General features: G+C 60.5%; 23 protein-coding genes. 6 read left to right on the forward strand and 17 right to left on the reverse strand.

From position 1 onward, the window contains the following. Nucleotides 1-13: 13 nt before the first annotated feature. From lspA to murJ, 4 genes are all read right to left on the reverse strand, one after another. Nucleotides 14-523, reverse strand: a complete 510-nt coding sequence (lspA, locus tag H9C73_RS11125) for a signal peptidase II (protein ID WP_209287901.1) — start codon at nucleotides 521-523, stop codon at nucleotides 14-16. Next, nucleotides 523-3342 carry an isoleucine--tRNA ligase gene (ileS, locus tag H9C73_RS11130; protein WP_209287902.1) on the reverse strand — a complete coding sequence of 940 codons (2820 nt, stop codon included), beginning with the start codon at nucleotides 3340-3342 and terminating at the stop codon, nucleotides 523-525. The genes lspA and ileS overlap by 1 nt, the downstream gene beginning before the upstream one ends. 23 nt (nucleotides 3343-3365) lie before the next feature. After that, nucleotides 3366-4304 (reverse strand): bifunctional riboflavin kinase/FAD synthetase, encoded by a 939-nt coding sequence (gene ribF, locus H9C73_RS11135; RefSeq protein ID WP_209287903.1) that lies wholly within the window; start codon nucleotides 4302-4304, stop codon nucleotides 3366-3368. Between the two features lie 81 nt (nucleotides 4305-4385). Beyond that, complete coding sequence (murJ, locus tag H9C73_RS11140) at nucleotides 4386-5942, reverse strand: murein biosynthesis integral membrane protein MurJ (RefSeq protein WP_209287904.1); 1557 nt, start codon at nucleotides 5940-5942, stop codon at nucleotides 4386-4388. Between the two features lie 187 nt (nucleotides 5943-6129). Between murJ and rpsT the strand changes: the two genes are divergently transcribed. Beyond that, nucleotides 6130-6393: a 30S ribosomal protein S20 gene (gene rpsT / locus H9C73_RS11145; RefSeq protein WP_209287905.1), complete on the forward strand. Its 264-nt coding sequence runs from the start codon at nucleotides 6130-6132 to the stop codon at nucleotides 6391-6393. Between the two features lie 84 nt (nucleotides 6394-6477). On the opposite strand, the gene proB is transcribed toward rpsT, so the two are convergent. From proB to rplU, 4 genes are all read right to left on the reverse strand, one after another. After that, nucleotides 6478-7602: a glutamate 5-kinase gene (proB, locus tag H9C73_RS11150; protein ID WP_209287906.1), complete on the reverse strand. Its 1125-nt coding sequence runs from the start codon at nucleotides 7600-7602 to the stop codon at nucleotides 6478-6480. 13 nt (nucleotides 7603-7615) lie between these two features. Continuing rightward, on the reverse strand, nucleotides 7616-8815 hold the full coding sequence (gene cgtA, locus H9C73_RS11155) for an Obg family GTPase CgtA (RefSeq protein ID WP_209287907.1): 1200 nt from the start codon (nucleotides 8813-8815) through the stop codon (nucleotides 7616-7618). Nucleotides 8816-8952: 137 nt separating this feature from the next. Further along, nucleotides 8953-9210 (reverse strand): 50S ribosomal protein L27, encoded by a 258-nt coding sequence (gene rpmA, locus H9C73_RS11160; RefSeq protein ID WP_209287908.1) that lies wholly within the window; start codon nucleotides 9208-9210, stop codon nucleotides 8953-8955. Between the two features lie 24 nt (nucleotides 9211-9234). Then, nucleotides 9235-9546, reverse strand: coding sequence for a 50S ribosomal protein L21 (rplU, locus tag H9C73_RS11165; RefSeq protein WP_209287909.1), 312 nt, complete (start codon nucleotides 9544-9546; stop codon nucleotides 9235-9237). A 266-nt stretch (nucleotides 9547-9812) separates the two neighbouring features. On the opposite strand from rplU, the gene ispB reads away from it, so the two are divergent. From ispB to fabB, 3 genes are all read left to right on the forward strand, one after another. Then, a complete protein-coding gene (gene ispB / locus H9C73_RS11170) occupies nucleotides 9813-10781 on the forward strand; it encodes an octaprenyl diphosphate synthase (protein WP_209287910.1) in 969 nt (322 codons plus the stop codon). 212 nt (nucleotides 10782-10993) lie between these two features. Then, nucleotides 10994-11509, forward strand: a complete 516-nt coding sequence (fabA, locus tag H9C73_RS11175; protein WP_209287911.1) for a 3-hydroxyacyl-[acyl-carrier-protein] dehydratase FabA — start codon at nucleotides 10994-10996, stop codon at nucleotides 11507-11509. A gap of 81 nt (nucleotides 11510-11590) precedes the next feature. Next, the gene (fabB, locus tag H9C73_RS11180; RefSeq protein ID WP_209287912.1) at nucleotides 11591-12808 is read left to right on the forward strand and encodes a beta-ketoacyl-ACP synthase I; all 1218 of its coding nucleotides are present in this window, start codon (nucleotides 11591-11593) and stop codon (nucleotides 12806-12808) included. Between the two features lie 71 nt (nucleotides 12809-12879). Here fabB and H9C73_RS11185 read toward each other — a convergent pair whose 3' ends face one another. From H9C73_RS11185 to moaA, 7 genes are all read right to left on the reverse strand, one after another. Beyond that, the gene (locus tag H9C73_RS11185; RefSeq protein WP_209287913.1) at nucleotides 12880-13623 is read right to left on the reverse strand and encodes a lysophospholipid acyltransferase family protein; all 744 of its coding nucleotides are present in this window, start codon (nucleotides 13621-13623) and stop codon (nucleotides 12880-12882) included. Nucleotide 13624: 1 nt separating this feature from the next. Next, entirely contained in the window at nucleotides 13625-13876 is a 252-nt protein-coding gene (gene moaD, locus H9C73_RS11190; RefSeq protein WP_209287914.1) for a molybdopterin converting factor subunit 1, read from the reverse strand. Continuing rightward, nucleotides 13873-14358 carry a cyclic pyranopterin monophosphate synthase MoaC gene (gene moaC / locus H9C73_RS11195; RefSeq protein ID WP_209287915.1) on the reverse strand — a complete coding sequence of 162 codons (486 nt, stop codon included), beginning with the start codon at nucleotides 14356-14358 and terminating at the stop codon, nucleotides 13873-13875. Before moaC ends, moaD begins: the two co-directional genes overlap by 4 nt. Beyond that, nucleotides 14355-15476 carry a 1-acyl-sn-glycerol-3-phosphate acyltransferase gene (locus tag H9C73_RS11200; RefSeq protein WP_209287916.1) on the reverse strand — a complete coding sequence of 374 codons (1122 nt, stop codon included), beginning with the start codon at nucleotides 15474-15476 and terminating at the stop codon, nucleotides 14355-14357. Before H9C73_RS11200 ends, moaC begins: the two co-directional genes overlap by 4 nt. 77 nt (nucleotides 15477-15553) lie before the next feature. Next, a complete protein-coding gene (locus tag H9C73_RS11205; RefSeq protein ID WP_209287917.1) occupies nucleotides 15554-16747 on the reverse strand; it encodes a molybdopterin molybdotransferase MoeA in 1194 nt (397 codons plus the stop codon). After that, the gene (gene moaB / locus H9C73_RS11210; protein WP_209287947.1) at nucleotides 16744-17253 is read right to left on the reverse strand and encodes a molybdenum cofactor biosynthesis protein B; all 510 of its coding nucleotides are present in this window, start codon (nucleotides 17251-17253) and stop codon (nucleotides 16744-16746) included. Before moaB ends, H9C73_RS11205 begins: the two co-directional genes overlap by 4 nt. 34 nt (nucleotides 17254-17287) lie before the next feature. Next, a complete protein-coding gene (moaA, locus tag H9C73_RS11215) occupies nucleotides 17288-18280 on the reverse strand; it encodes a GTP 3',8-cyclase MoaA (RefSeq protein WP_209287918.1) in 993 nt (330 codons plus the stop codon). Between the two features lie 129 nt (nucleotides 18281-18409). On the opposite strand from moaA, the gene H9C73_RS11220 reads away from it, so the two are divergent. Next, complete coding sequence (locus H9C73_RS11220) at nucleotides 18410-18781, forward strand: SirB2 family protein (protein ID WP_236014234.1); 372 nt, start codon at nucleotides 18410-18412, stop codon at nucleotides 18779-18781. 21 nt (nucleotides 18782-18802) lie between these two features. On the opposite strand, the gene rfbD is transcribed toward H9C73_RS11220, so the two are convergent. Together rfbD and ssb are read right to left on the reverse strand one after the other, a co-directional pair. Next, nucleotides 18803-19711 (reverse strand): dTDP-4-dehydrorhamnose reductase, encoded by a 909-nt coding sequence (gene rfbD, locus H9C73_RS11225; protein ID WP_209287920.1) that lies wholly within the window; start codon nucleotides 19709-19711, stop codon nucleotides 18803-18805. 172 nt (nucleotides 19712-19883) lie between these two features. After that, entirely contained in the window at nucleotides 19884-20399 is a 516-nt protein-coding gene (gene ssb / locus H9C73_RS11230) for a single-stranded DNA-binding protein (protein ID WP_209287921.1), read from the reverse strand. Between the two features lie 189 nt (nucleotides 20400-20588). On the opposite strand from ssb, the gene uvrA reads away from it, so the two are divergent. Further along, nucleotides 20589-23408, forward strand: a complete 2820-nt coding sequence (uvrA, locus tag H9C73_RS11235) for an excinuclease ABC subunit UvrA (RefSeq protein WP_209287922.1) — start codon at nucleotides 20589-20591, stop codon at nucleotides 23406-23408. Nucleotides 23409-23502 lie beyond the last annotated feature (94 nt).

The following is a 23502-nucleotide window of genomic DNA, read 5'->3' on the forward strand; positions in this document are numbered from 1 at the left end:
GTGCGTGTATACCCTAGTGTTCAGAAGTGCGGCTGCCGGGCCAGAACATGTCCAGCAACAGCAGCAATGTGCCCACCGTGATGGCACAGTCGGCAATGTTGAAGGCCGGGAAGTAATAGCCCGACCAGTGCAGCGAGATGAAGTCCACCACGTGCCCATGCACGGTACGGTCAAACAGGTTACCCAGAGCACCGCCCAGCACCAGCGCCAGCCCGATCCCCAGCGCCCGCTGGGCAAAGGGGGTGCGCCACATCCAGTGCAGCAGGAACAGGCTCATGCCAACGGCGATGACCACGAACAGCCAGCGCTGCCAGCCACCGGCCGTTGCCAGAAAGCTGAACGCCGCACCGGTGTTGTACAGCAGGGTCAGATCGAACACCGGCAGCAGTGGCACCGGATCGGCGTAGGTCAGCAGACGGTCGGCCAGATGTTTGGTGCCCAGATCGACCACCAGTACCAGCAGGGTCAGCCAGAGCCAGCGCAGCGCGCTGGCATCGGACCGTTCAATGGGGGCGTCATTCATCAGGCAAAGTCGCGCTGTTCACCCTCACCGTCCACGTTGGTCACGCAGCGGCCACAGAGTTCCGGGTGCTCGGCGTGGCTGCCCACGTCTTCGCGGTGGTGCCAGCAGCGACCGCACTTGGCGTGTTCGGACGCCGCTACCGCCACTTTCAGACCTTCCACGTCCGTGGTGCGAGCCTGCTCACCGGCATCGGACAGCGGCTTCAGGCCGGCCTCGGAGGTGATCAGTACAAAGCGCAGTTCCTCGCCCAGACGCGCCAGGTCGGCGCGCAGGTCGTCATCCACGAACAGCGTCGCTTCAGCGGCCAGCGAGGCCTTCACCAGCTTCTCGTTACGTGCATCTTCCAGGCACTTGTTGACGGCCCCTTTCACGGCCATCACGCGCTGCCAGAAGTCGCTGCCGAACGGGTCGTCTTCGGCCAGACGGAACAGACCGTCATACCAGGTGGTCAGCAGAACGGAGTCGCGTTTTTCACCCGGCAGCGCGGCGTAGATCTCTTCGGCGGTAAAGCTGAGGATCGGCGCCACCCAGCGCACCAGTGCCTGCGCGATGTGGAACAGCGCCGTCTGGCAGGAGCGGCGGGCCAGCGAGTCCGGCTTGGTGGTGTACTGACGGTCCTTGATGATATCCAGGTAGAAGCCACCCAGTTCCTGCACACAGAAGTGGTGCACCTGCTGATACACGTCGAGGAAGCGGTAGCTGTCGTAGGCCTCAACGACCTTGTCCTGCAGACGTGCGGCAGCATCCACGGCCCAGCGATCCAGTGCCAGCATGTCGGCGGCAGCCACGGAGTCGGTGGCCGGGTCAAAGCCGTTCAGGTTGGCCAGCAGGAAGCGCGAGGTGTTGCGGATACGACGGTAGCTGTCGGCGGTGCGCTGCAGAATCTGCTTGGACACGGCCATTTCGCCGGAGTAGTCGGTCGAAGCAACCCACAGACGCAGAATGTCGGCGCCCAGTGTGTCGGTCACTTCCTGGGGCGCAATCACGTTCCCCAGCGACTTGGACATCTTGTAGCCCTTCTCGTCGACGGTAAAGCCGTGGGTCAGCACCTGCTTGTAGGGCGCACAGCCATTGATTGCGATGGAGGTTTTCAGCGATGACTGGAACCAGCCGCGGTGCTGGTCGGAGCCCTCCAGGTACATGTCGGCCGGGAAGCTCAGCCCCTCGCGTTCACGCAGGACCGCATGATGGGTGACACCGGAATCGAACCAGACATCCAGGGTATCGGTGACCTTGTCGTAGTCGGCTGCTTCAACACCCAGGAGTTCGGCCGCATCCAGCTCGAACCAGGCGTCGATGCCGCCCTGCTCGATATGCTGTGCAACCTGCTCGATCAGTTCAGTGGTACGCGGGTGCAGCTCACCGGTCTGCTTGTGGGTAAACACGGTGATCGGCACGCCCCAGGTGCGCTGACGGGAGACACACCAGTCCGGGCTCTGATCCACCATGGATTCGATGCGGTTCTGGCCCCACTCCGGGAACCACTGCACGCCCTTGATCGCATCCAGCGCCTGGCTCTTGAGACCCTTGGCTTCCATGGACACGAACCACTGTGGCGTGGCGCGGTAAATCAGCGGGGTTTTGGTGCGCCAGCAGTGCGGGTAGCTGTGCTGGAAGCGCTTCATATGGACCAGTTTGCTTTCACGCTCAAGCGCTTCGCACACCGGACCATCGGCCTTGTACACGTGCACACCGGCAAACTCGCCGGCCGCATCGGTGTAGGTACCGTTGGCCTGTACCAGATTCAGGGTGCTCAGGCCGTACGCCTGACCGACCATGAAGTCTTCCACGCCGTGGTCGGGTGCCGTATGCACCGCACCGGTACCGGCATCGGTGGTGACGTGATCGCCCAGAATCAGCGGCACCTGCTTGTCGTAGATCGGGTGCTTGAGCTGCAGCAGCTCCAGCGCACTGCCGTTGCAGGTCGCCAGCACTTCGTATTTGTCCACACCCCAGCGGGCCATGATGTCATCCACCATTTCGGCCGCCAGCACCATGCGGTCCAGCCCCTGTTCGGTGTGCGCTTCTACCAGCGCGTAATCCAGGTTGCCGTTGATGGAGACGGCCTGGTTGGCCGGGATGGTCCAGGGAGTGGTGGTCCAGATCACCACGGAGACCGGTGTTTCCACGGCCTCGGCGCCGAACAGGGCCAGTACCTTGTCCTGTTCCACGAAAGTGAAGCGCACGTCGATGGCGGTGGAGGTCTTGTCCTGGTATTCCACTTCCGCTTCGGCCAGTGCCGACTGGCCCACCACGCTCCAGTAGACCGGCTTGTAGCCCTTGACCAGATGACCGTTCTCGATGATCTTGCCCAGCGCCCTCACGATGTTGGCTTCGGTGTCGAAGTTCATCGTCAGGTAGGGATTGTCCCAGTCACCCAGTACCCCCAGACGAATGAAGTCCGCTTTCTGCCCGGCGACCTGTTCAGCGGCATACTCACGGCACTTTTGACGAAACTCGCGGTAGGGGACCTTGTCTCCGGCCTTGCCGATCAGGGTCTCGACCTTGTGCTCGATCGGCAGACCATGGCAGTCCCAGCCCGGCACGTAGGGAGCGTCAAAACCGCTCAGGGTCTTGGACTTGATGATCATGTCCTTGATCACCTTGTTGACCGCGTGACCTATGTGAATGCTGCCATTGGCGTAGGGAGGTCCGTCATGCAGGATAAACGTCTTGCGCCCCTTGCCCTCTTCGCGCAGCTGGCGGTAAAGATCGATCTTGTCCCAGTGCTCCAGCCAGCCCGGTTCGCGCTTGGGCAGGTTGCCGCGCATCGGAAAGGCCGTTTCCGGCAGGTTCAGTGTGGCTTTGTAATCGGTCATAACAGGTCGCTTCCAGAGGTAAGTCAGTCTCGGATCGCCTGGTCAAACCAGGCACGGACATGGTCAATATCGGTTTCGATCTGGGCCTTGAGTGCCTCGATACCATCAAAGGCGCACTCATCCCGAATAAAATGGAGGAATTCGACACGCATCAGGCGGCCGTAGATCTCCTCTCCGCTGTAATTCAGCAGGTGTACTTCCAGCACCGGTTGCCGCCCGTTGACAGTCGGGCGCATCCCCACGTTGCACACACCCTTGAGCCGCTGTCCATCCAGCAGGGCGTGGACGGCGTAAACGCCCCGCAGCGGGCAGGGATAGCGGTGCATGCGCACGTTGGCCGTGGGCACGCCCAGCTGACGGCCCAGTTTCTGGCCGTGCATCACACGCCCGGTAACGGCATAACGCCAGCCCAGCAGGTGCTCCGCCATGGCAAAGTCTTTCGCCTGCAGGGCATTGCGGATACGGGTGCTGCTGACACGCTCACCTTCCAGCATGAAAGTGGCGGTATGCTCGACGGTAAAGCCGTGGCGCTGGCCGGCTTCGATCAGCATGTTGAAGTCGCCGCGGCGATCACAGCCGAAACGGAAGTCATCGCCCACGACAAAGTGCTCCACCGCGAGCCCCTTCAGCAGCAGCTCGTCGATGAACTCCAGTGCCGACATCTGGCGCAGACGTGCGTTGAACGTGAGGCAGAGCACACGATCTACGCCTTCAGCGGCCAACAGGCGCACCTTTTCGTCAAAGCGTGTCAGGCGTGCCGGGACCTTGTCGCCGCCAAAAAACTCGCGCGGCTGCGGCTCAAAGATGATGGCAACACTGGGCAAACCCAGCTCGGCGGCCTTCGCCTTCACCTGCGCCAGCACCTTGCGGTGGCCCAGATGAACACCATCAAAATTGCCGATCGTGGCTACACAGCCACGATGCCGGTCACGCAAATTGTGTAAGCCTCGTATCAGTTCCATGCAGTTGCTGAACCAGCGCCAAAAATGTGGACTGCGCAGTATACCGTACTAAGCCGGTGTCGAGTACCGCTCATAAAATACTCAACTGCGCAGATGGCGCAGTCTGAGCCCCATCACCACCAGCACCAGCAGGTAGCTGCCAACCCCGGCCACAACCAGCAGAGCCATCCACTGTACACGGGCCCAGAGACCGGCCTCCAGCCAGTCGCCCAGCTGCATCTGGATCAGCACCAGTACGGCCACCATCGCCACGGAGGCGCTCAGCAGGCGCGTGAGCATCAATCCCCAGCCGGTCTGCCACTGGAACACCCGCTCGCGAATCAGCCCCTGCAGCAGCCAGCCGGCGTTCAGGAACGCGGACAGGGAGGTTGCCAGCGCGAGGCCCGCGTGGTCGAGCGGCCAGATCAGAATCAGGTTGAACACCATGTTGGCCACCATCGCCCTGACCGCGATCTTGACCGGCGTGGCCGTATCCTGGCGCGAGAAATAACCCGGCGCCAGCACCTTGATCAGCATGAACGCGAGCAGGCCAAAAGCGTAGGCGCGCAGGCTCATGGCGGACATCAGCACGTCACGGTCGGTCATTTGGCCATAGTGGAACAGGGTTGCGATCAGAGGCTCGGCCAGCACCGCCAGCGCCAGCGCCGCCGGCAGGCCGATCAGCAGCACCATGCGGATCGCCCAGTCCAGGGTGCGGGCAAAGCGCTGCGGATCCTGACTGGCATGGTTGCGTGACAGGCTGGGCAGGATGACGGTGGCGATGGCGATGCCAAATACACCCAGCGGCAGTTCGGACAAACGATCGGAATAGTAGAGCCAGGATACACTGCCGGTCTGCAGGAAGGACGCCAGTACCGTATCCAGCAGCAGGTTGATCTGCGCGACCGAGACACCAAACAGGGCCGGCAGCATCAGCTTGAGAATACGCCGCACGCCCTCGTCCCGGAAATTCGGGCGCGGTATGGGCAAGAGTTGCAGCCGGGCAAGGAAAGGCAACTGGAACAGCAGCTGCACCGCACCGGCCATCATCACCCCCCAGGCCAGCGCCATCACCGGCGTTTCCATCAGGGGGCTCAACCAGACGGCCGAGCCGATCAGGCTGAGGTTCAGCAGCACCGGGGTAAACGCAGGAACCGCAAAACGCCCGTAGCTGTTCAGGATGGCGCCACAGAAGGCGGTCATGGAGATCAACAGCAGGTAGGGAAAGGTGATGCGCAGCATATCGGAGGCCAGCGCAAACTTTTCACCACCGGCCAGATAAAACCCGGGGGCAAAGAGCGCCGCCAGTGCAGGCGCCCCCAACACCGCCAGCAGGGTGACCAGCACCAGCACCGAGCCGAGCGCACCGGACACGCGGTAGACCAGCTGTTGCACCGCGGCCAGATCGCGCTGGCTGCGATATTCCGACAGCACCGGCACGAATGCCTGCGAGAAGGCTCCTTCTGCAAACAGCCGGCGCAGAAAGTTGGGAATCTTGAAGGCGACAAAAAAGGCATCCGCACTGCCACTGGCACCAAAATAGCCCGCAATCACCACGTCACGCACCAGCCCCAGCACCCGCGACAGCATCGTCATGATGCCTACCACACTGCTGGAGCGCAGCAGTCCACCGCCTTCGTTTTTCTCGTTGTCCGCCACCTGGCCTCCCGGTTGCCTCGTCAAAATCCGCGTCGATCATAGCCCTGTTTAGGAAACAGACAAAGTCTGCGTTCTGACGTGGTCATTTAGTTGACATTCAAGCGTCCTGCATGAATAATGTCGCGTCTAATTTTTCGGCACTGCATCGCCGTTTTCTGATCAACCCAATTATTGAAGGAGCCGGATCGTGGCTAATTCCGCAGGATCCAAAAAACGCGCTCGTCAGGCGGAGAAGCGTCGTCAGCACAACGCTAGCCTGCGCTCCATGGCGCGCACGTACATGAAAAAAGTTGTTGCTGCCATCGAAAGCGGTGACCAGGCTGCTGCCCAGGAAGCTTTCAAAGCCGCTCAGCCGGTTATGGACAGCTCCGTAACCAAGGGCATCATCCACAAGAACAAGGTTGCCCGCACCAAGAGCCGTCTGGCCGCTCGCATCAAAGCGATGGCGTAAGACAGGCCCACTGGCAAGGCACAAAAAAACCGGCAAATGCCGGTTTTTTTGTGCCTGTTCGTTGGCGTTGTTCCATCAATGGCTTCACGCCAGCACCAGATTATCCCGGTGCACCAGCTCTTCCTCTCCCATGAAGCCCAGCGCTTCCTCAATCGCCTGACTGGGGCGACCGATAATGCGGACCGCATCCTCGGCACCATAGTTGGCCAGACCTCGCGCCACCACACGCCCGGATTCATCCATCATGATGACCATCTCGCCACGCGAGAAATCACCCGTGACAGAGCGCACCCCGGCCGGCAGCAGACTCTTGCCGCGCTCAACCAGCGCCTTGACCGCTCCCGCATCCAGCACCAGCGTGCCACGCGCCTGCAGATGACCGGCGATCCACTGCTTGCGCGCCGCCATGGGCTCACGCTCCGGCAGCAACAGCGTGCCAACCTGCTCGGCCGAATGCAGCTTGAGCAGCACATCCGGTTCACGCCCGCTGGCAATCACCGTGACCGCCCCCGAACGCGCTGCCAGCTTGGCGGCCCGCACCTTGGTCGCCATGCCACCGCGACCGAGCTTGCCACCACCACCGGCCATGGCCGTCAGACGGTCATCACCGGCCATCGCTTCGGGAATCAAACGGGCATCCGGGTTGTTGCGCGGATCAGCGGTATACAGCCCCTGCTGATCGGTCAGCAGAATCAGCGCATCGGCCTCAACCGCATTGGCGACCAGCGCCCCCAGGGTATCGTTGTCACCGAAACGGATTTCACTGGTGACGACGGTATCGTTCTCGTTCACCACCGCCACGACACCCATTTCGATCAGCGTGCGCAGGGTCGAGCGCGCATTCAGGTAACGCTTGCGGTTGGACATGTCGTCGTGTGTCAGCAGCACCTGCGCCGTATGCATGCCGTGACGGCGGAAGTTGGCCTCATAGGCCTGCACCAGCCCCATCTGCCCAACTGCGGCGGCGGCCTGCAGACGAAAGACCTCACGCGGTCGCTCGGACCAGCCCAGACGCGTCATGCCTTCAGCGACCGAACCGGACGATACCAGCACAACCTCAACACCCCGGCGCGTCAACTCCACCAGCTGGTCGACCCAGCCGGCGATGGCGCCCTGATCCAGCCCCTGACCGTCATTGGTCAGCAAGGCACTGCCGATTTTGACCACCCAGCGCCCCGGCTGGGCCAACCCCTTGCGTCCCGCTGTCACTTGTTACACTCCGTCAGCGCACATACTCCACTTCGACGTCGTAATCATCATCGTCGAAGTCATCATCATCCAGATTATCTTCCGCTTCACGCCGCGCACGCATTTCCGCTTTCAGGCGGCGCAGGTTTTCCCGTGCCTCTTCATCGATGATGGCACGGATACGGCGCTCTTCTTCCAGCAGCTCCGGATTTTCCGCCGCCGCTTCGGCACGCGCATCCAGATACTCCTGCAGATCATGCACCAGCGGTGTCAGGCCTGTCTTGTTGAGCGCCGAAATGCGGTAGATCGGACCGGTCCATCCCAGCGCGTCGATCACCGCCTGACAGGCCGCTTCCTGCTCCTCTTCCGGCAGCAGGTCCAGCTTGTTAAGCAGCAACCAGCGCGGCTGCTCGGCCAGCGTGGGGCTGAATTTCTCCAGCTCGCGCACGGCGGTCAGGGCCGCCTCAGCCGGTGTCTTTTCATCCCAGGGCGCCATATCCACAAGGTGCAGCAGCACTCGGTTGCGCGCCAGGTGCTTGAGGAAGCGAATCCCCAGACCGGCACCCTCGGCCGCACCCTCGATGATACCGGGGATATCCGCCACCACGAAGCTGCGATGCGACTCGGTGCGCACCACACCCAGATTGGGCACCAGCGTGGTAAAGGGATAGTCCGCCACCTTCGGCCGCGCGGCCGAGATAGAGCGAATCAGGGTGGACTTGCCCGCATTGGGCAACCCCAGCAGACCCACGTCCGCCAACACCTTCAGCTCCAGTCGCAACTGGCGCAACTCACCTTCGCTGCCCTTGGTGGTCTGGCGCGGGGTACGGTTCACACTGCTCTTGAAGCGCGTGTTGCCCAGACCATGGAAGCCGCCCTGCGCAATTTTCTCGCGCTGACCGACACGGGTCAGGTCCGCCAATACCTCATTGGTATCCACATCAACCACCGTGGTCCCCACCGGCACCTTGAGGGTCATATCTTCACCCTTGGCACCCGTGCAGTTACGGCCGCTGCCGGCTTCACCGTTCTCCGCCTTGTAGCGGCGAGTGAATCGGTAGTCGATCAGCGTATTCAGCGACTCATCCGCTTCCACATAAACGGAACCGCCATCACCACCGTCACCGCCGTCCGGGCCACCCTTGGGAATGTATTTCTCGCGCCGGAAGCTCAGACACCCGTTGCCTCCCTTGCCGGCTTCCACCGTAATGGTTGCCTCATCGACAAATTTCATCGTCACCTCCAACCCTTTGAATACACCACCCCGTCAGAGTATACCCCGAGAAGCGGCGCCCGGCCTTGCTTGCACCGGGCTCAGAACGAAAAAAGCTCCGCCTGGGCGGAGCTTTTCGGTACAGCGAAGATTCCGGCTTAGGCAGGAACGACGCTGACGAATTTGCGGCCGTGAGGGCCTTTGGTCTCGAACTTGACAACACCGTCCGCTTTGGCGAACAGAGTGTGGTCCTTGCCCAGACCTACGTTTTCACCGGCGTGGAACTTGGTGCCACGCTGACGGATCAGGATGTTGCCCGCGGTAACGGCCTGACCGCCGAAGCGCTTAACGCCGAGGCGTTTCGATTCCGAGTCGCGTCCGTTACGCGTTGAACCACCAGCCTTCTTATGAGCCATTCTTCAATCTCCTAATTCGGTTTATCAGGCACTGATGCCAGTGATTTTCACTTCAGTGAACCACTGACGGTGACCCTGACGCTTCATGTGGTGCTTACGACGACGGAACTTGATGATGTTGACCTTTTCGCCGCGGCCATGACCGACAACTTCTGCAGCCACTTTGGCACCGTCAACAACCGGCGCGCCGACTTTGATGTCGTCGCCATTGCCGACCAGCAGAACACGGTCGAATTCGATGCTGGAACCAGCGTCGGCAGCCAGCTTCTCGAGTTTCAGAGTCTGACCTTCCTGCACACGGTACTGTTTACCGCCGCTTACGATTACTGCAAACATGCTTTTCTCCAAGGTTTAACCTATCCGGCTACTGGATACGAAACCTACTTCTAATGGCCGAAGCCGACCGGCTTCTGGCACCCTATGGTAGGGAGCGTCGGTGGACAGGTTTAAGGCGCGAAATTTTACTGCAATCGCCCCAACTGCGCAAGGACTCAGCATGTTTTTAGTGGTGTCCGCGTGCCCTGACTGGCCCTGTGCTTGACACCCCCCACCCCGCCCCCTAGCATGCGGCGGGTGTTGATCCACATATAGAACCCGTCCCGATGCAGCCACACCAGCTAAATCCGGCCATAGAGCCGCAGTTTGACGCCGTTACCGACTATATCCTCAACCACCTTGGTTCCAACGTGCCGCTGGTTGAGAAAATCGGCCACCATATCGTCTCTGGCGGTGGCAAACGCCTGCGCCCGCTGCTGGTTCTGCTCAGCGCCAACGCCTGTGGCTACAAGGGCGATCATCACATTCCGCTGGCCGCGGTCATCGAGTTCATTCACACCGCCACGCTGCTGCATGACGATGTTGTGGACAACTCCGAATTGCGCCGCGGCAATGCAACGGCCAATGCCACCTGGGGTAATGCACCCAGCGTGCTGGTCGGAGACTTCCTCTATTCCCGTGCCTTCCAGATGATGGTCGAGATCGGCCGCATGGAAATCATGCAGGTGATCTCCAATGCCACCACCGTGATCGCGGAGGGGGAAGTCCTGCAGCTGCTGAACCAGCGCAACCCGGACACCACGGAAGAGGCCTACATGCAGGTCATTCTGGGCAAAACGGCCATGCTGTTTGAAGCCGCGACCGAGGTCGGTGCCATTCTGGCAGACGCCCCTGCCGCCGAGCGTGAAGCCCTGCGCCTGTACGGCCGTCATATGGGCATCGCATTCCAGATCGTGGACGACCTGATGGATTACCTGTCCGACAGCGCCACCATGGGCAAGAACGTGGGCGATGACCTGGCCGAAGGCAAGGCCACGCTGCCGCTGATCCACGCCATGCGTGAAGGCAGCGAGGAAGATCGCAAACTGGTGCGCCGTGCCATCCGCGAAGGCGGGCTCGACGACCTGCAGCCGGTGCTGGATATCGTGCAGCGTACCGGCTCCATCGACTACACACGCAAGCAGGCGGCAGCCGAGCTGAACAAGGCCATTGACGCGCTGGACGCCCTGCCCGCAAGCTCTTTCCGCGATACCCTGATCACCCTGACCGAGCAGGCGCTGGACCGTACCCGCTGATCCCTGCATGTCGCTACCGGCGGGTACTGACCGGGCCCGCCCTGCACACCCGTTGCCAGCCCCCACACCCTTACTGGCTGATCCTGCCCTGATACCGCCGTGCGGATTGCGCGAGAATGAGGAATTTACATGACTCAGCTCGTGCCTGAATGCGCGCAAACCGGTATAATCGGCCAAATCTTGATGAAATGCCTCTAAAAATACGGTTTCTTATGACACGACCTTCTTCATTTGAACGCGAAGAGCTGCTGCAGTGCGGCCACGGCGAAATGTTCGGCCCGGGCAATGCTCAGCTGCCGGTTGGCAACATGCTGATGCTGGACCGCATCCTCGAGATCAATGCCGAGGGAGGCCAGTACGGCAAGGGCGAAATCATTGCTGAACTGGATATCCATCCCGACCTCTGGTTCTTCGAGTGCCACTTCCCGGGCGATCCGGTCATGCCCGGCTGTCTGGGACTGGATGCCATGTGGCAGCTGGTCGGCTTCTTCCTGGGCTGGCGAGGCAATGAAGGCCGCGGTCGCGCTCTGGGTTCCGGCGAGGTCAAATTCACGGGGCAGGTTCTGCCAGAAGCCAAGAAAGTGACCTATCATATTGAGCTCAAGCGCGTTATCGAGCGCAAGCTGGTAATGGGTATTGCTGATGGCACCGTGGCAGTTGATGGCCGCGTCATCTATACCGCAAAGGATCTGCGTGTCGGCCTGTTCAAGCAGACCGACAATTTCTGATCCAGGGCGGCCTTAGGCCACCCTGTCGGATTGCCATATAATAAGACTGATAGTTCTGAACGAGTTGAAGAGAGGCTACACATGCGACGCGTTGTAGTGACCGGTATGGGAATCGTTTCCTGCCTGGGTAATGATCAGGAAGCCGTCCTGGATTCATTGAAGCAGGGCCGTTCCGGTATCAAATTCCAGCCTGAATACAAAGAGCTGGGGTTCCGCAGCCAGGTAGCAGGCAGCATTGACATCGATCTGGATGCCCTGATTGACCGCAAGCTGCGCCGTTTTATGGGCAACGCTTCTGCCTACGCCTACCTGGCCATGAAGCAGGCCGTAGAAGATTCCGGCCTGAGTGAAGACCAGGTATCCAATGTCCGTACCGGCCTGATCGCTGGCTCCGGCGGTGCATCCTCGGCTGACATCGTGGAAACCGCGGATATTCTGCGCACCAAGGGCGTACGCCGCGTAGGTCCCTACCGCGTCACCCGCACCATGGGCTCTACCGTATCGGCCTGCCTGGCAACCCCTTTCAAGATCAAGGGTATCAACTACTCCATCACGTCGGCCTGTGCCACCAGCGCACACTGTATCGGCAACGCCATGGAGCAGATTCAGCTGGGCAAGCAGGACGTCATCTTTGCCGGTGGCGGTGAAGAGCTGCACTGGTCATTGAGTGTCATGTTCGATGCCATGGGTGCGCTGTCCAGCAAGTACAACGAAACGCCGGAAAAGGCATCCCGCGCCTACGACGCCAACCGTGACGGTTTCGTCATTGCAGGCGGTGCCGGCATGCTGGTGCTGGAAGAGCTGGAACACGCCAAGGCACGTGGCGCCAAGATCTACGCCGAACTGGTTGGCTACGGCGCGACCTCTGACGGTTACGACATGGTCGCTCCGTCCGGCGAAGGCGCTGTTCGCTGCATGCAGCAGGCCATGTCCACCGTGGACGGCAAGATCGACTACATCAACTCCCACGGTACCTCTACGCCTGCCGGTGACATTCAGGAACTGAAGGCGATGAAGGAGACCTTCGGTGACGACATGCCGCCCGTCAGCTCCACCAAGTCGCTGACCGGCCACTCACTGGGCGCCACCGGCGTGCAGGAAGCGATCTACTCGATCCTGATGCAGCAGAACGACTTCATCTGTGCATCGGCCAACATCGAAGATCTGGATCCGGAAGCCGAAGGCATGCCGGTCATCACCGAACGCAAGGACGGTGTGGACCTCAAGCGCGTCATGTCCAACAGCTTCGGCTTCGGCGGTACCAACTCCACGCTGGTATTCGAGAAGTACGAAGACTGACATCTGGCCTGCTGCCGATACAAAAAAACCGCTCATTGAGCGGTTTTTTTATGCCTGATGTCCGACGGGAGTCAGTCCAGACTGCCCTGACGGCGCATCGCCTGCTCCAGCCATTCGGTACTGGCGTCATGCACTTCATCAACGCTTTTGCCCCGGGTTTCAATAGCCGGGCCAACGGCGACCTCAACGGTGCCGGGGTATTTGATAAAGGACTTGCCTGGCCAGAACAGGCCGGCATTATGTGCCACCGGTACAATCGGCACTTCGCTGCTGACCGCCAGCATGGCACCGCCCTTGTTCAGCTTGCCCAGCTTGCCCACCGGTACTCGCGTCCCCTGCGGGAAGATCAACAGGGGAACCCCCTCTTCCAGACGCGCCTTGCCCTGCTCCAGCAGCTGCTTGAGGGCCCCGCGGCGCTTGCTCCGATCCAGCGCAATCGGCTTGAGCAGCGCCAGCGCCCAGCCAAACAGCGGGATGCGCAGCAGTTCACGCTTGAGTACAACGGCCTGAGGACGGATAAGCAACTGGAAATACAGTGTTTCCCATTCGCTCTGATGATTGGCAATGACCACATAACTGCCCTCTTTGGGCAGGTGCTCGCGGCCTCTGACCTCGACCTTCACGCCACAGCAGATCCGCAGCCAAGCGATATAGAAGTAATTAATCAGCGTCAGAAATGCGAAACGGGGGCGAAAGGGCAGCAGCGGTCCTATCAGCAGACAGATAAACGCATACACCATGGTGACCGGATAAAAACCGGCGTAATACAGCAGTGACCGCAAAAACAGCAGCGGTCGGGCCTTGGGTGTTGTCACCTCAGCCTCCTGTTACCGGTGGAAAAAACGCGACTTCATCCTGATCGGACAGACGGGCATCGGCACTCGCCACCTCCTGATTCAGGGCATAGATCAGATCGGGCGCGGTCAGCACCCTGGCCCAGGGTTCACCCCGTGCCTGCGCCAGCCAATTCACCAGATCTCCCAGCGTTTCCACACCGTCCGGTCGCTCCAGCAGTTCTTCATCACAGCCCAGCTGTTCGCGCACGCGGGCAAAGTACACCAGTTTCATGTGTTGTCCCCCCGCTGCCAGTCGCCACTCTTGCCGCCGGTTTTCTGCATCAGCTCGACGCCCTCGATCGTCATGCCCTTGTCGACCGCCTTGCACATGTCGTACAGGGTGAGCGCCGCGACACTCACTGCCGTAAGGGCTTCCATCTCTACACCGGTCTGCCCACTGAGTCGGCAGCGCGCCTCAATCAGGACAGCGGACTGATCAGGGTCGGGCTGCAGCTCAACCTTGACCGAACTGAGCATCAGCGGGTGGCACAGGGGAATCAGATCCGAGGTTTTCTTGGCCGCCTGAATGCCGGCTATGCGGGCAACCGCCAGCACGTCCCCCTTGGGATGACCGCCCTCCTGAATCAGGTTGAGCGTCTCGGGCTGCATGCGCACCCGGCCCTGCGCCACAGCTTCACGTACGGTCACCGCCTTGTCACTCACATCCACCATGCGGGCTTCGCCACGGGAGTCCAGATGTGTCAGCTCGCTCATGCGCCCTCCTGTTGGGCCAGATGGTAGTTGCGTACCGGGTTGGCGTACATCGCCTGCAGGAAGGGACGTGCCTCTTCGCTGACGGACGCCAGACGGGCGTCAAACGCGGCCTGCTGTTCCGCCGTGACACTTTCGCCGGCCGCAGCCAGATTGCTCGGATGCAGTCGGTAGTTCAGGTAAATCTGACGATCGATCTCGGCAGCCAGGGCTTCCGGTGAGTCGAATGTGCCTTCCAGCGGCTCACCAAAACCGACGTGAACCGCTCCCTTGTCACCGGTGATACCCCGCACGATGCTGGCGATATCTTCAAACTCGCTTTTCTCGTAGGCCCCGTGCAACGCGATCGCGGCAAGCTCTTCGGCCTTGAGCGCATCACAGGGATCCAGTTCGTAGGAGATGGCCACCGGCACGATATTCAGCCGCTCGACCATTTCAGACAGGCTGCGCTGCTTGCGGTGCGACATGTAGAACATCTTCATCAGCGCCGGATCGGTGCGGTCATTGCCATCCTTTGCGCGCCCTTCACGCTGGGCGATCCAGACCGAATGTCCGTTGCAGACGCTGTGATCGATATAGGATGACAACTGGTTCAGCGCCGTCATCAGCTCGCGCCCCTTGGCCGAGCGGTTGACGATGAAGCTCTTGTTCAGGCGCATCAGATCGGAGACATAGGGCTTGCGCAGCAGGTTATCCCCTATGGCGATGCGCACCGTGGACATGCCGCCCTGATGCCGCACCCAGTTGACGAAGGCCGGATCCATGGCGATATCACGGTGGTTGGACACAAACAGGTAGGCTTCGTTGGGGTCCAGGCGTTCCAGGCCGGAGCAGCTGACACGTGTGGTCGTACGCGCAATCATTTTCTGCATATAGTCGGCGACCAGCATCTGGAAGCTCTGCACATCCTCGATATCACCCACGCGCGCCGCAACGGCAATACGCACCAGCGGCTTCAACAGCCAGCCAAAGCTGCTGGATGCACGCGGGAACTGATATCGCGTCAGTGCCGAGATGCACTCGTCATCGCGTATCAGGCGCTGCAGCACCGCCTCAACTTCGTTATCCCGGTAGGGACGGATCGACTGGAAGGGATCTGTAACCTGGTTTTGTGCGTTCATGCGCGGGGCTTGAGCCTCTAGCTTCTCAAAAGCGCACATTTTACCCTGTTATAGCGCTGTTTTGCAGTCTGGGCGGCTTACCCGCACAGACTGCTGAACGGCATGAAGGTCAGTAACTGGCCTTCAGCCACCGAGGTCTCTGCCGGCACCCGTGCCAGGCCCGATGCCTCAAGCGTATTGCTGAGTACGCCTGAGCTCTGGTTTCCCTGTGGCAGCAAGCGTCCGTTTTCAACCCGTACCCGCAGGAACTCGTCCCGTGTCTGGGGCTGCTCACGACTGAAGCCGGCCGGCAGCTGCAACTGCCAGGGCGGCTGCACCTGGCGCCCCTGCAAACGGTGCAGAGCCGGCAACGCCAGCAGGCAGAAGGTCACCAGACTGGACGCCGGATTACCGGGCAAACCGATAAACGGTGTATCGCCCACACGACCGGCGGCAAAGGGCTTGCCGGGCTTCACCCGGATGCGCCAGATGTTCAGTTCGCCCAGCGCTTCCACCTGTGCCTTGACGTGGTCTTCCTCGCCGACGGATACACCGCCACTGGACAGAATCAGGTCCGCCCGGGCGGCTTCCCGCAATGCCTGTGCAGTAGGCTCCGCCGCATCGGGTACATGCATCGGACGAATATCCACCACCCCGGCCTGCTGCAGCAGGCCGGTGAGCAGGAACCGGTTGGCATCATAGATCTGCCCGGGGCCCAGCGCCTGTCCCGGCTGAACCAGCTCGTCCCCCGTCGACAGGAGGGCCACACTGGGACGCCGGTACACCCTGACCCGCTCAATACCGGTCGACGCCAGCACGCCCAGCGTCTGGGGCCGCAGCATCACACCCGCTTCCAGTAATGGCGTGCCGGCTGCCATATCCTGCCCTCGTGAACGAATATTCTGACCGGGTTTGATCTCGGCCAAGATGCGCACCTGCCCGCCCTCTGCTTCTGCCTGTTCCTGCATCACCACGGCATCCGCTCCCGGGGGAATTTCGGCACCCGTGAAGATGCGCGCCGCCGTACCCGCACGCAGCGGCTCAGGTGCACAGCCGGCGGCAATACGCTGTGATATGGGCATGGGCTCGCCCGGGCGGAAATCCCGGCCCGCCAGTGCATAGCCATCCATGCTGCTGTTATCCGCGGGGGGCACATCGGTGGCCGCGCTGACCGGCTCGGCCAGTACACGCCCCAGCGCCTCCCCTAGCGGAACCTCTTCCGTTGCGGAAGGCAATGGAATCCGGCTGAGCAATCGATCCAGTGCCTCTTCCAGTGGCATCAAATCGCTCATTCAGCCCGCTCCCGTGCTGCCTGAAGGAGGGCCACGAAGTTGCAGGGACGGTGACGGCTGTCCAGCTGCTCGTGCAGGATCCGATCCCAGCCGGTGCGGCAGGCCCCCGTTGAGCCCGGCAGGCAGGCGATCAGGGTACCATTGGCCAGCCCCGCGAGCGCTCTGGACTGGATGGTGGAGCTGCCGATCTCGTCATGGGAGACCTGACGAAAGAGTTCACCGAAGCCGTCCACCGACTTGTCGAACAGAGGGGCAACCGCTTCCGGAGTCGAGTCGCGCAGCGCAAACCCGGTGCCGCCGGTGCTTACAATGACTTGCACACGCGGGTCTGCAATCCAGACCGATACCTGGGCCCGGATCCGGTACACATCATCCGGGACGATCGCCCGATCAGCGAGGCGGTGCCCCGCTTCCGTCAGGCGTTGGACCAGCTGGTCGCCCGAGCTGTCGGTTTCAGGGGTACGGGTATCGGAAATGGTCAATACCGCAATATCCAGCGGCTGCATTGATTCGGTCACAGTCTCTCCTTAACGCCGACGCCTAGCCGCCGGTCATATTCATGAAACGCAGGATTTGGGGTTCTTCATCGAGATTGAAATGGTGACGTTCCGGCTTGATGGCCATCGACCCGATGATGGCTTCCCTGAGCGCATCATCATCTGCGCCGGCACGCAGGAGTGCACGCAGATCCAGCGAGTGCTCATTGCCGAGGCACAACAGCAACCGCCCTTCCGCCGTCAGACGGACCCGGTTACAGTCACCACAGAAATTATGGCTGTGCGGGGAGATGAAGCCGATACGGCTCTCGCTGTCCGGCATGCGGTAGTAGCGTGAAGGGCCACCGGTACGCTCCGCCGTTGGCAGCAGTTCGTAACGCGCTGACAGGCGTTCACGCAGCTCCTCACTGGAGCAGAAGGTTTCGGCACGGGCGTGCTCACTGATATGCCCAAGCGGCATCTCTTCGATGAAGCTGATGTCCAGGCCGCGTTGGCGGGCAAACTCAACCAGCGCGGGCACTTCGTCATCATTGCGCCCTTTCAGCACGACCGTATTGAGCTTGATGCGCTTGAAGCCCGCATTACAGGCCGCATCAATGCCCTTCAGGACCTGTTCGAGGCGGTCGGTGCGGGTCAATTGGCGGAAACGCTCCGGCTGCAGGGTATCCAGACTGATGTTGAGCCGACTCACGCCGGCACCGGCCAGATCTGTCGCGAACCGGCTCAGCTGGGAACCGTTGGTGGTCATCACCAGCTCGGCCGGCAGCTCGCCCAGCTGTTCCATCAGCCACATCAGGTTACGACGTACCAGCGGCTCACCGCCTGTCAGGCGCAACTTGCGCACCCCCAGCGACACGAATACCTGCGACAGTCGCAGCATCTCTTCCAGCGTCAGTATCTGTTCGCGAGGCAGGAACTGCATGTTTTCGCTCATGCAGTACACACAGCGGAAGTCACAGCGGTCCGTGACGGACATTCGCAGATAGTGGATATGTCGGCCGAAGCCATCGACCAGTGAGTCTGTCTGTTGTGTCATGATTCAAAAGACCGTGCGCGCCCGTTATAGTTCTTGTATACGCGACCTGTCTCTCGACGGTCCTTGCAGCAGTATAGGTCGAAAATAGAAATCAGTTATAGGAATGTAGCCAAATTGAATGTATATCTCATGCTGAAGCACACCCACCTGACACTGGTCGGGTTGAGCATCACACTGTTTTTACTGCGTGCACTTTGCATGTATGCCTGGCCCGGGGCGTTGAAGGCGCGCTGGCTCAAGGTTACACCGCATGTGATTGATACCCTGCTGCTGCTGAGCGCTATTGGCCTGATGCTGACGATTTCCCAGTACCCGCTGACGCATCACTGGCTGACCGCCAAGATACTGGGGCTGGTGGCGTACATCGGTTTCGGTACGGTTGCACTCAAGCGCGGGCGCAACCTGCGTACAAGAAGTCTAGCACTGCTGGGGGCGCTGGCCAGTGTGGGATATATGTTGGGGGTCGCCATCACACGCTCCCCGACACTGGGGATATTCTAGCCGCGCCGCCGGCGGCCCGCGTTACTCGCCGTAGATGTCGGGAATGACTCGCTGAAGCTCCGAGCGCCAGGGGCGCTGGCGGATGCCAAAAGTGGACAGCAGTTTGCGGCATTTCAGGACCGAGGACGCGGGACGTTCCACCAGCGGGTGCATATCCGCTGTCGCAACCGCCCTCAGGCTTTCCACCTTCAGTTCTTCATACTGTCGCACCGCTGCCAGAATAGCCTCACTGAACCCGTAGCGGGTCGTGATCTCGGCTCCGCAATAATGATAGGTGCCCCAGACATCAATGCCGCAGGTCAGCTGCCGCAACATGGCCAAGAGCACACGCGCCACATCATCGGCCGAGGTGGGACAGCCGCGACGGTCGTCAGCGGCATCAATAACGGCCTGCTGACGGGCCTGCTCCAGGATGCGCAACAGATAGTTGTGGCCGCGAGCACTGAAGATCCAGCTCACCCGCAGAATCAGGTGCTGAGGCTGATGCTGGCGTATCTGCTCTTCCCCCTCCCATTTACTGCGACCAAACACACCCAGCGGTGCGGGTTCATCATCCTCGCTGTAGCCACTGGCGTAGTGCCCATCAAACACATAGTCGGAGGAAAGGTGAATCAGCGGAATCGACAGCGCAGCACAGGCTGCGGCAAGCAGAGCCGGCCCGTCCCGGTTCACGGCCATGGCCTGATCCGGCTGACGCTCAGCCGCATCGACCCGGTTAAAACCGGCACAGTTGATCACATAATCGGGCAGGTGTTTTTCAAGCTGTTTGTAAACAGCATCGGTGGAGGTGATATCGAGTTGCCGACGGCTCATGGGAACCGCCTCAATACCGGGGGCCTTCTCCAATAGCTCGGCGAGCGCATGGCCGACCTGACCATTGGCTCCACAAATAAGCACCTTGGCGGAAAGTGTATATGCGCTGGCGACCATAGGGGATGAACTCGACCTGACTCTTCTCTAATGCCTGTTTGAATGGGTAGACATAACTCGAGCATACCCTATTCAAATGCGCTGCACACCTGCTGCAGTGCAAAAAATTAACCGCCCATAAATACAAAAGCCCCTGCTAAACAGGGGCTTGCACCGGCACGTGGCGACTTGATCAGAACGGAATGTCGTCGTCGAAGTCGTCAAAGCCCGGTGCGGGCGGCTGCTGGGACTGGGGTGCCTGCTGCTGAGGCTGCTGCGGCGGTTGTTGCGGCTGACGACGCGGCGCCTGCTGCTGGGGCTGGCCATAGCCCATGGAATCGCCCTGAGGTGCATAACCACCGCCCTCGCCACCGCGGCTGTCCAGCATCTGCATTTCACTGGCAACGATTTCGGTGGTGTAGCGGTCCTGGCCGTCCTGACCCTGCCATTTGCGCGTACGCAGAGAACCCTCAACGTATACCTTGGAGCCCTTACGCAGGTATTCACCGGCGATTTCAGCCAGACGATTGAAGAACACCACCCGGTGCCATTCGGTACGCTCCTGCATCTGACCGGTCTGCTTGTCCTTCCAGCTGTCGCTGGTCGCCAGGTTCACGTTGGTCACCGCATTGCCACTGGGCATGTAGCGCACTTCCGGGTCCGCCCCCAAATTGCCTACAAGAATGACCTTGTTAATACCACGCGCCATCTAGTTCTCTCCCGTTTTCGGTTGTTCATATCTGCAGCATCCTGCCGCTGGATTCAAACGTTCAGAATAGCATACCGCCGCTTTGGATAGTAAGGCTGTCGTGCCCCGTGCACGCGCAGCCAAGGCTGTGGTTTAGCCGCTGCGGGCAAAGCTCTATAATGGACCTTTTGCAGCGACAGCGGAGCAATAATGGACAATATTCTGGTACGGGGTGCGCGCACCCACAACCTGAAGAATGTAGACCTCGATATCCCGCGCGACCAGTTAATCGTCATCACGGGCCTGTCAGGATCGGGAAAATCCTCTCTGGCTTTCGATACCCTCTACGCGGAAGGCCAGCGGCGCTACGTCGAGTCTCTATCCACCTATGCCCGCCAGTTTCTGTCCATGATGGAAAAGCCCGATGTGGACCATATCGAAGGCCTGTCACCGGCGATCTCCATCGAGCAGAAGTCCACCTCACACAACCCGCGCTCAACCGTCGGTACCATCACCGAGATCTATGATTACCTGCGTCTGTTGTTCGCACGGGCCGGTGAACCGCGCTGTCCCGATCATGACCTGCCACTGGCAGCCCAGACCATCAGTCAGATGGTCGACCAGGTACTGGCCCTGCCGGAAGGCAGCAAGGTGATGCTGGTGGCACCGGTGATTCAAGGCCGCAAGGGTGAGCACCTGCACCTCATCGACCAGCTCCGCAGCCAGGGTTTTGTCCGTGCTCGCGTCGATGGGCTGGTGGTCGACCTGGACGACATGCCGGCGCTGGACAAGAACAAGAAGCATGACATCGAAGTCGTGGTGGACCGCATCAAGGTACGGGATGATCTGCAGACCCGTCTGGCGGAATCCTTCGAGACCGCACTGGATCTGACCGACGGGATTGCCCGCGTCATTCCGATGGAAGACGGGCTCGAGGAGATGGTCTTTTCGGCCCGCTTCGCCTGCCCGACCTGTGGACACAGTATCCAGGAGCTTGAGCCGCGGCTTTTTTCCTTCAACAACCCGCACGGCGCCTGTCCCTCCTGTGACGGCCTGGGGGTGAAGCAGTATTTCGATGCCCGCAAGCTGATTCAGGACCCGACACTGACTCTGGCTCAGGGCGCTATCCGCGGCTGGGACAAACGCAGCCTGTACTACTTCCAGCAATTGCAGGCCGTTTCCGAGCATTACGGCTTTGACCTGGATACGCCCTATGAAAACCTGACAGCGGAGCAGCAAAAGGTCGTGCTGCACGGGTCGGGTGATGAGCCCGTCGCTTTTTACTACCGCAACGACCGCGGCGAACGGGTGAAGAAAATGCACCCGTTTGAAGGGGTTATCAATAACCTGGAACGCCGCTACCGGGAAACCGAATCCGAGACCGTGCGGGACGATCTGGCCAAATACCTGAACATGCATGCCTGCCCCAGCTGTCATGGCAGCCGACTGCGACGTGATGCCCGTCATGTATTCATCGACCGGCAGACCCTGCCTGACCTGGTGCGTCTGCCCATCGGCCAGGCACAGCACTATTTCCAGCAGCTCAGCCTGAGTGGCAAGCAGGGCGAAATCGCGGAGAAAATCCTGAAGGAGATCCGTGAGCGACTCACCTTCCTGGTCAATGTAGGACTGGACTATCTGTCGCTGGAGCGCAGTGCGGAAACCCTGTCAGGCGGTGAAGCGCAGCGCATTCGTCTGGCGAGTCAGATCGGTGCCGGCCTTGTTGGCGTCATGTACGTACTTGATGAGCCCTCCATCGGCCTGCATCAGCGCGACAACGAACGGCTGCTGCATACGCTGGAACACCTGCGCGATCTCGGCAATACCGTGATCGTCGTTGAGCATGACGAAGACGCCATCCGCAAGGCTGATTACCTGATCGACATCGGTCCGGGGGCCGGTGTACACGGTGGCCAGGTGATCGCCGCCGGTTCACCGCAAACCATCATGGATACACCGGAATCGGTTACCGGCCAATACCTCAGCGGCAGCCGGCGCATCGAAGTACCCGCTACCCGCAAGGCGATCGATCCCGACCGCATGCTCAAGCTCAACGGCGCCACCGGGAACAACCTGAAGTCAGTTGATCTGGAGATCCCGCTGGGCCTGATGACCTGTATTACCGGCGTATCCGGTTCCGGCAAATCGACTCTGATCAACACCACGCTCTATCCGGTGACGGCGCAGGTGCTGAACCATGCCACGACGCTGGACGCATCGCCGTATGAAAGCATCGAAGGCCTCGAGCATCTGGATAAGGTGATCGACATCGACCAGAGCCCCATCGGCCGCACTCCGCGTTCCAACCCAGCCACTTATACCGGTATTTTTACCCCTATCCGCGAACTCTTTGCCGGCACTCAGGAAGCGCGCTCACGCGGTTACAAGCCGGGCCGTTTCAGCTTCAATGTAAAGGGCGGACGCTGTGAGGCCTGCCAGGGCGACGGGGTGATCAAGGTCGAGATGCACTTCCTCCCTGATGTCTATGTCCCCTGCGATGTCTGCAAGGGCAAGCGGTACAACCGGGAAACACTCGAAGTGCAGTACAAGGGTAAAAGCATCGATGAAGTGCTGGAGATGACCGTCGAAGATGCACGCGAGTTCTTCGATGCCATACCCGCACTGGCAAGACGCCTGCAGACGCTGATTGATGTGGGGCTGAGCTATATCCGGCTGGGTCAGGCTGCCACCACACTGTCCGGCGGTGAAGCGCAGCGCGTGAAACTGGCACGCGAGCTGAGCAAGCGTGATACCGGCAAGACGCTGTACATACTGGACGAGCCCACAACCGGGCTGCACTTCTACGATATCCAGCAACTGCTCACGGTACTGGATCGCCTGCGGGACCACGGCAACACCATCGTCGTGATCGAACACAACCTGGATGTGATCAAAACCGCCGACTGGATTGTGGATCTGGGGCCCGAGGGCGGCAGTGGCGGCGGTCAGATTATCGCCACCGGAACACCGGAACAGGTTGCAGAGGTTGAAGCCTCTCACACCGGGCGCTTCCTGAAGCCAATTCTCTGAACCTGGACGCAGCCGGCCTCGGGCTGGCTGCCACCCAACCGCTGCAAACAGGCACAAAAAAACCCGGAGTCCCTGAGGAGTCCGGGTTTTTTAA

This window comes from Marinobacterium alkalitolerans (assembly GCF_017776525.1).
Classification (GTDB): Bacteria; Pseudomonadota; Gammaproteobacteria; order Pseudomonadales; family Balneatricaceae; genus Marinobacterium; species Marinobacterium alkalitolerans.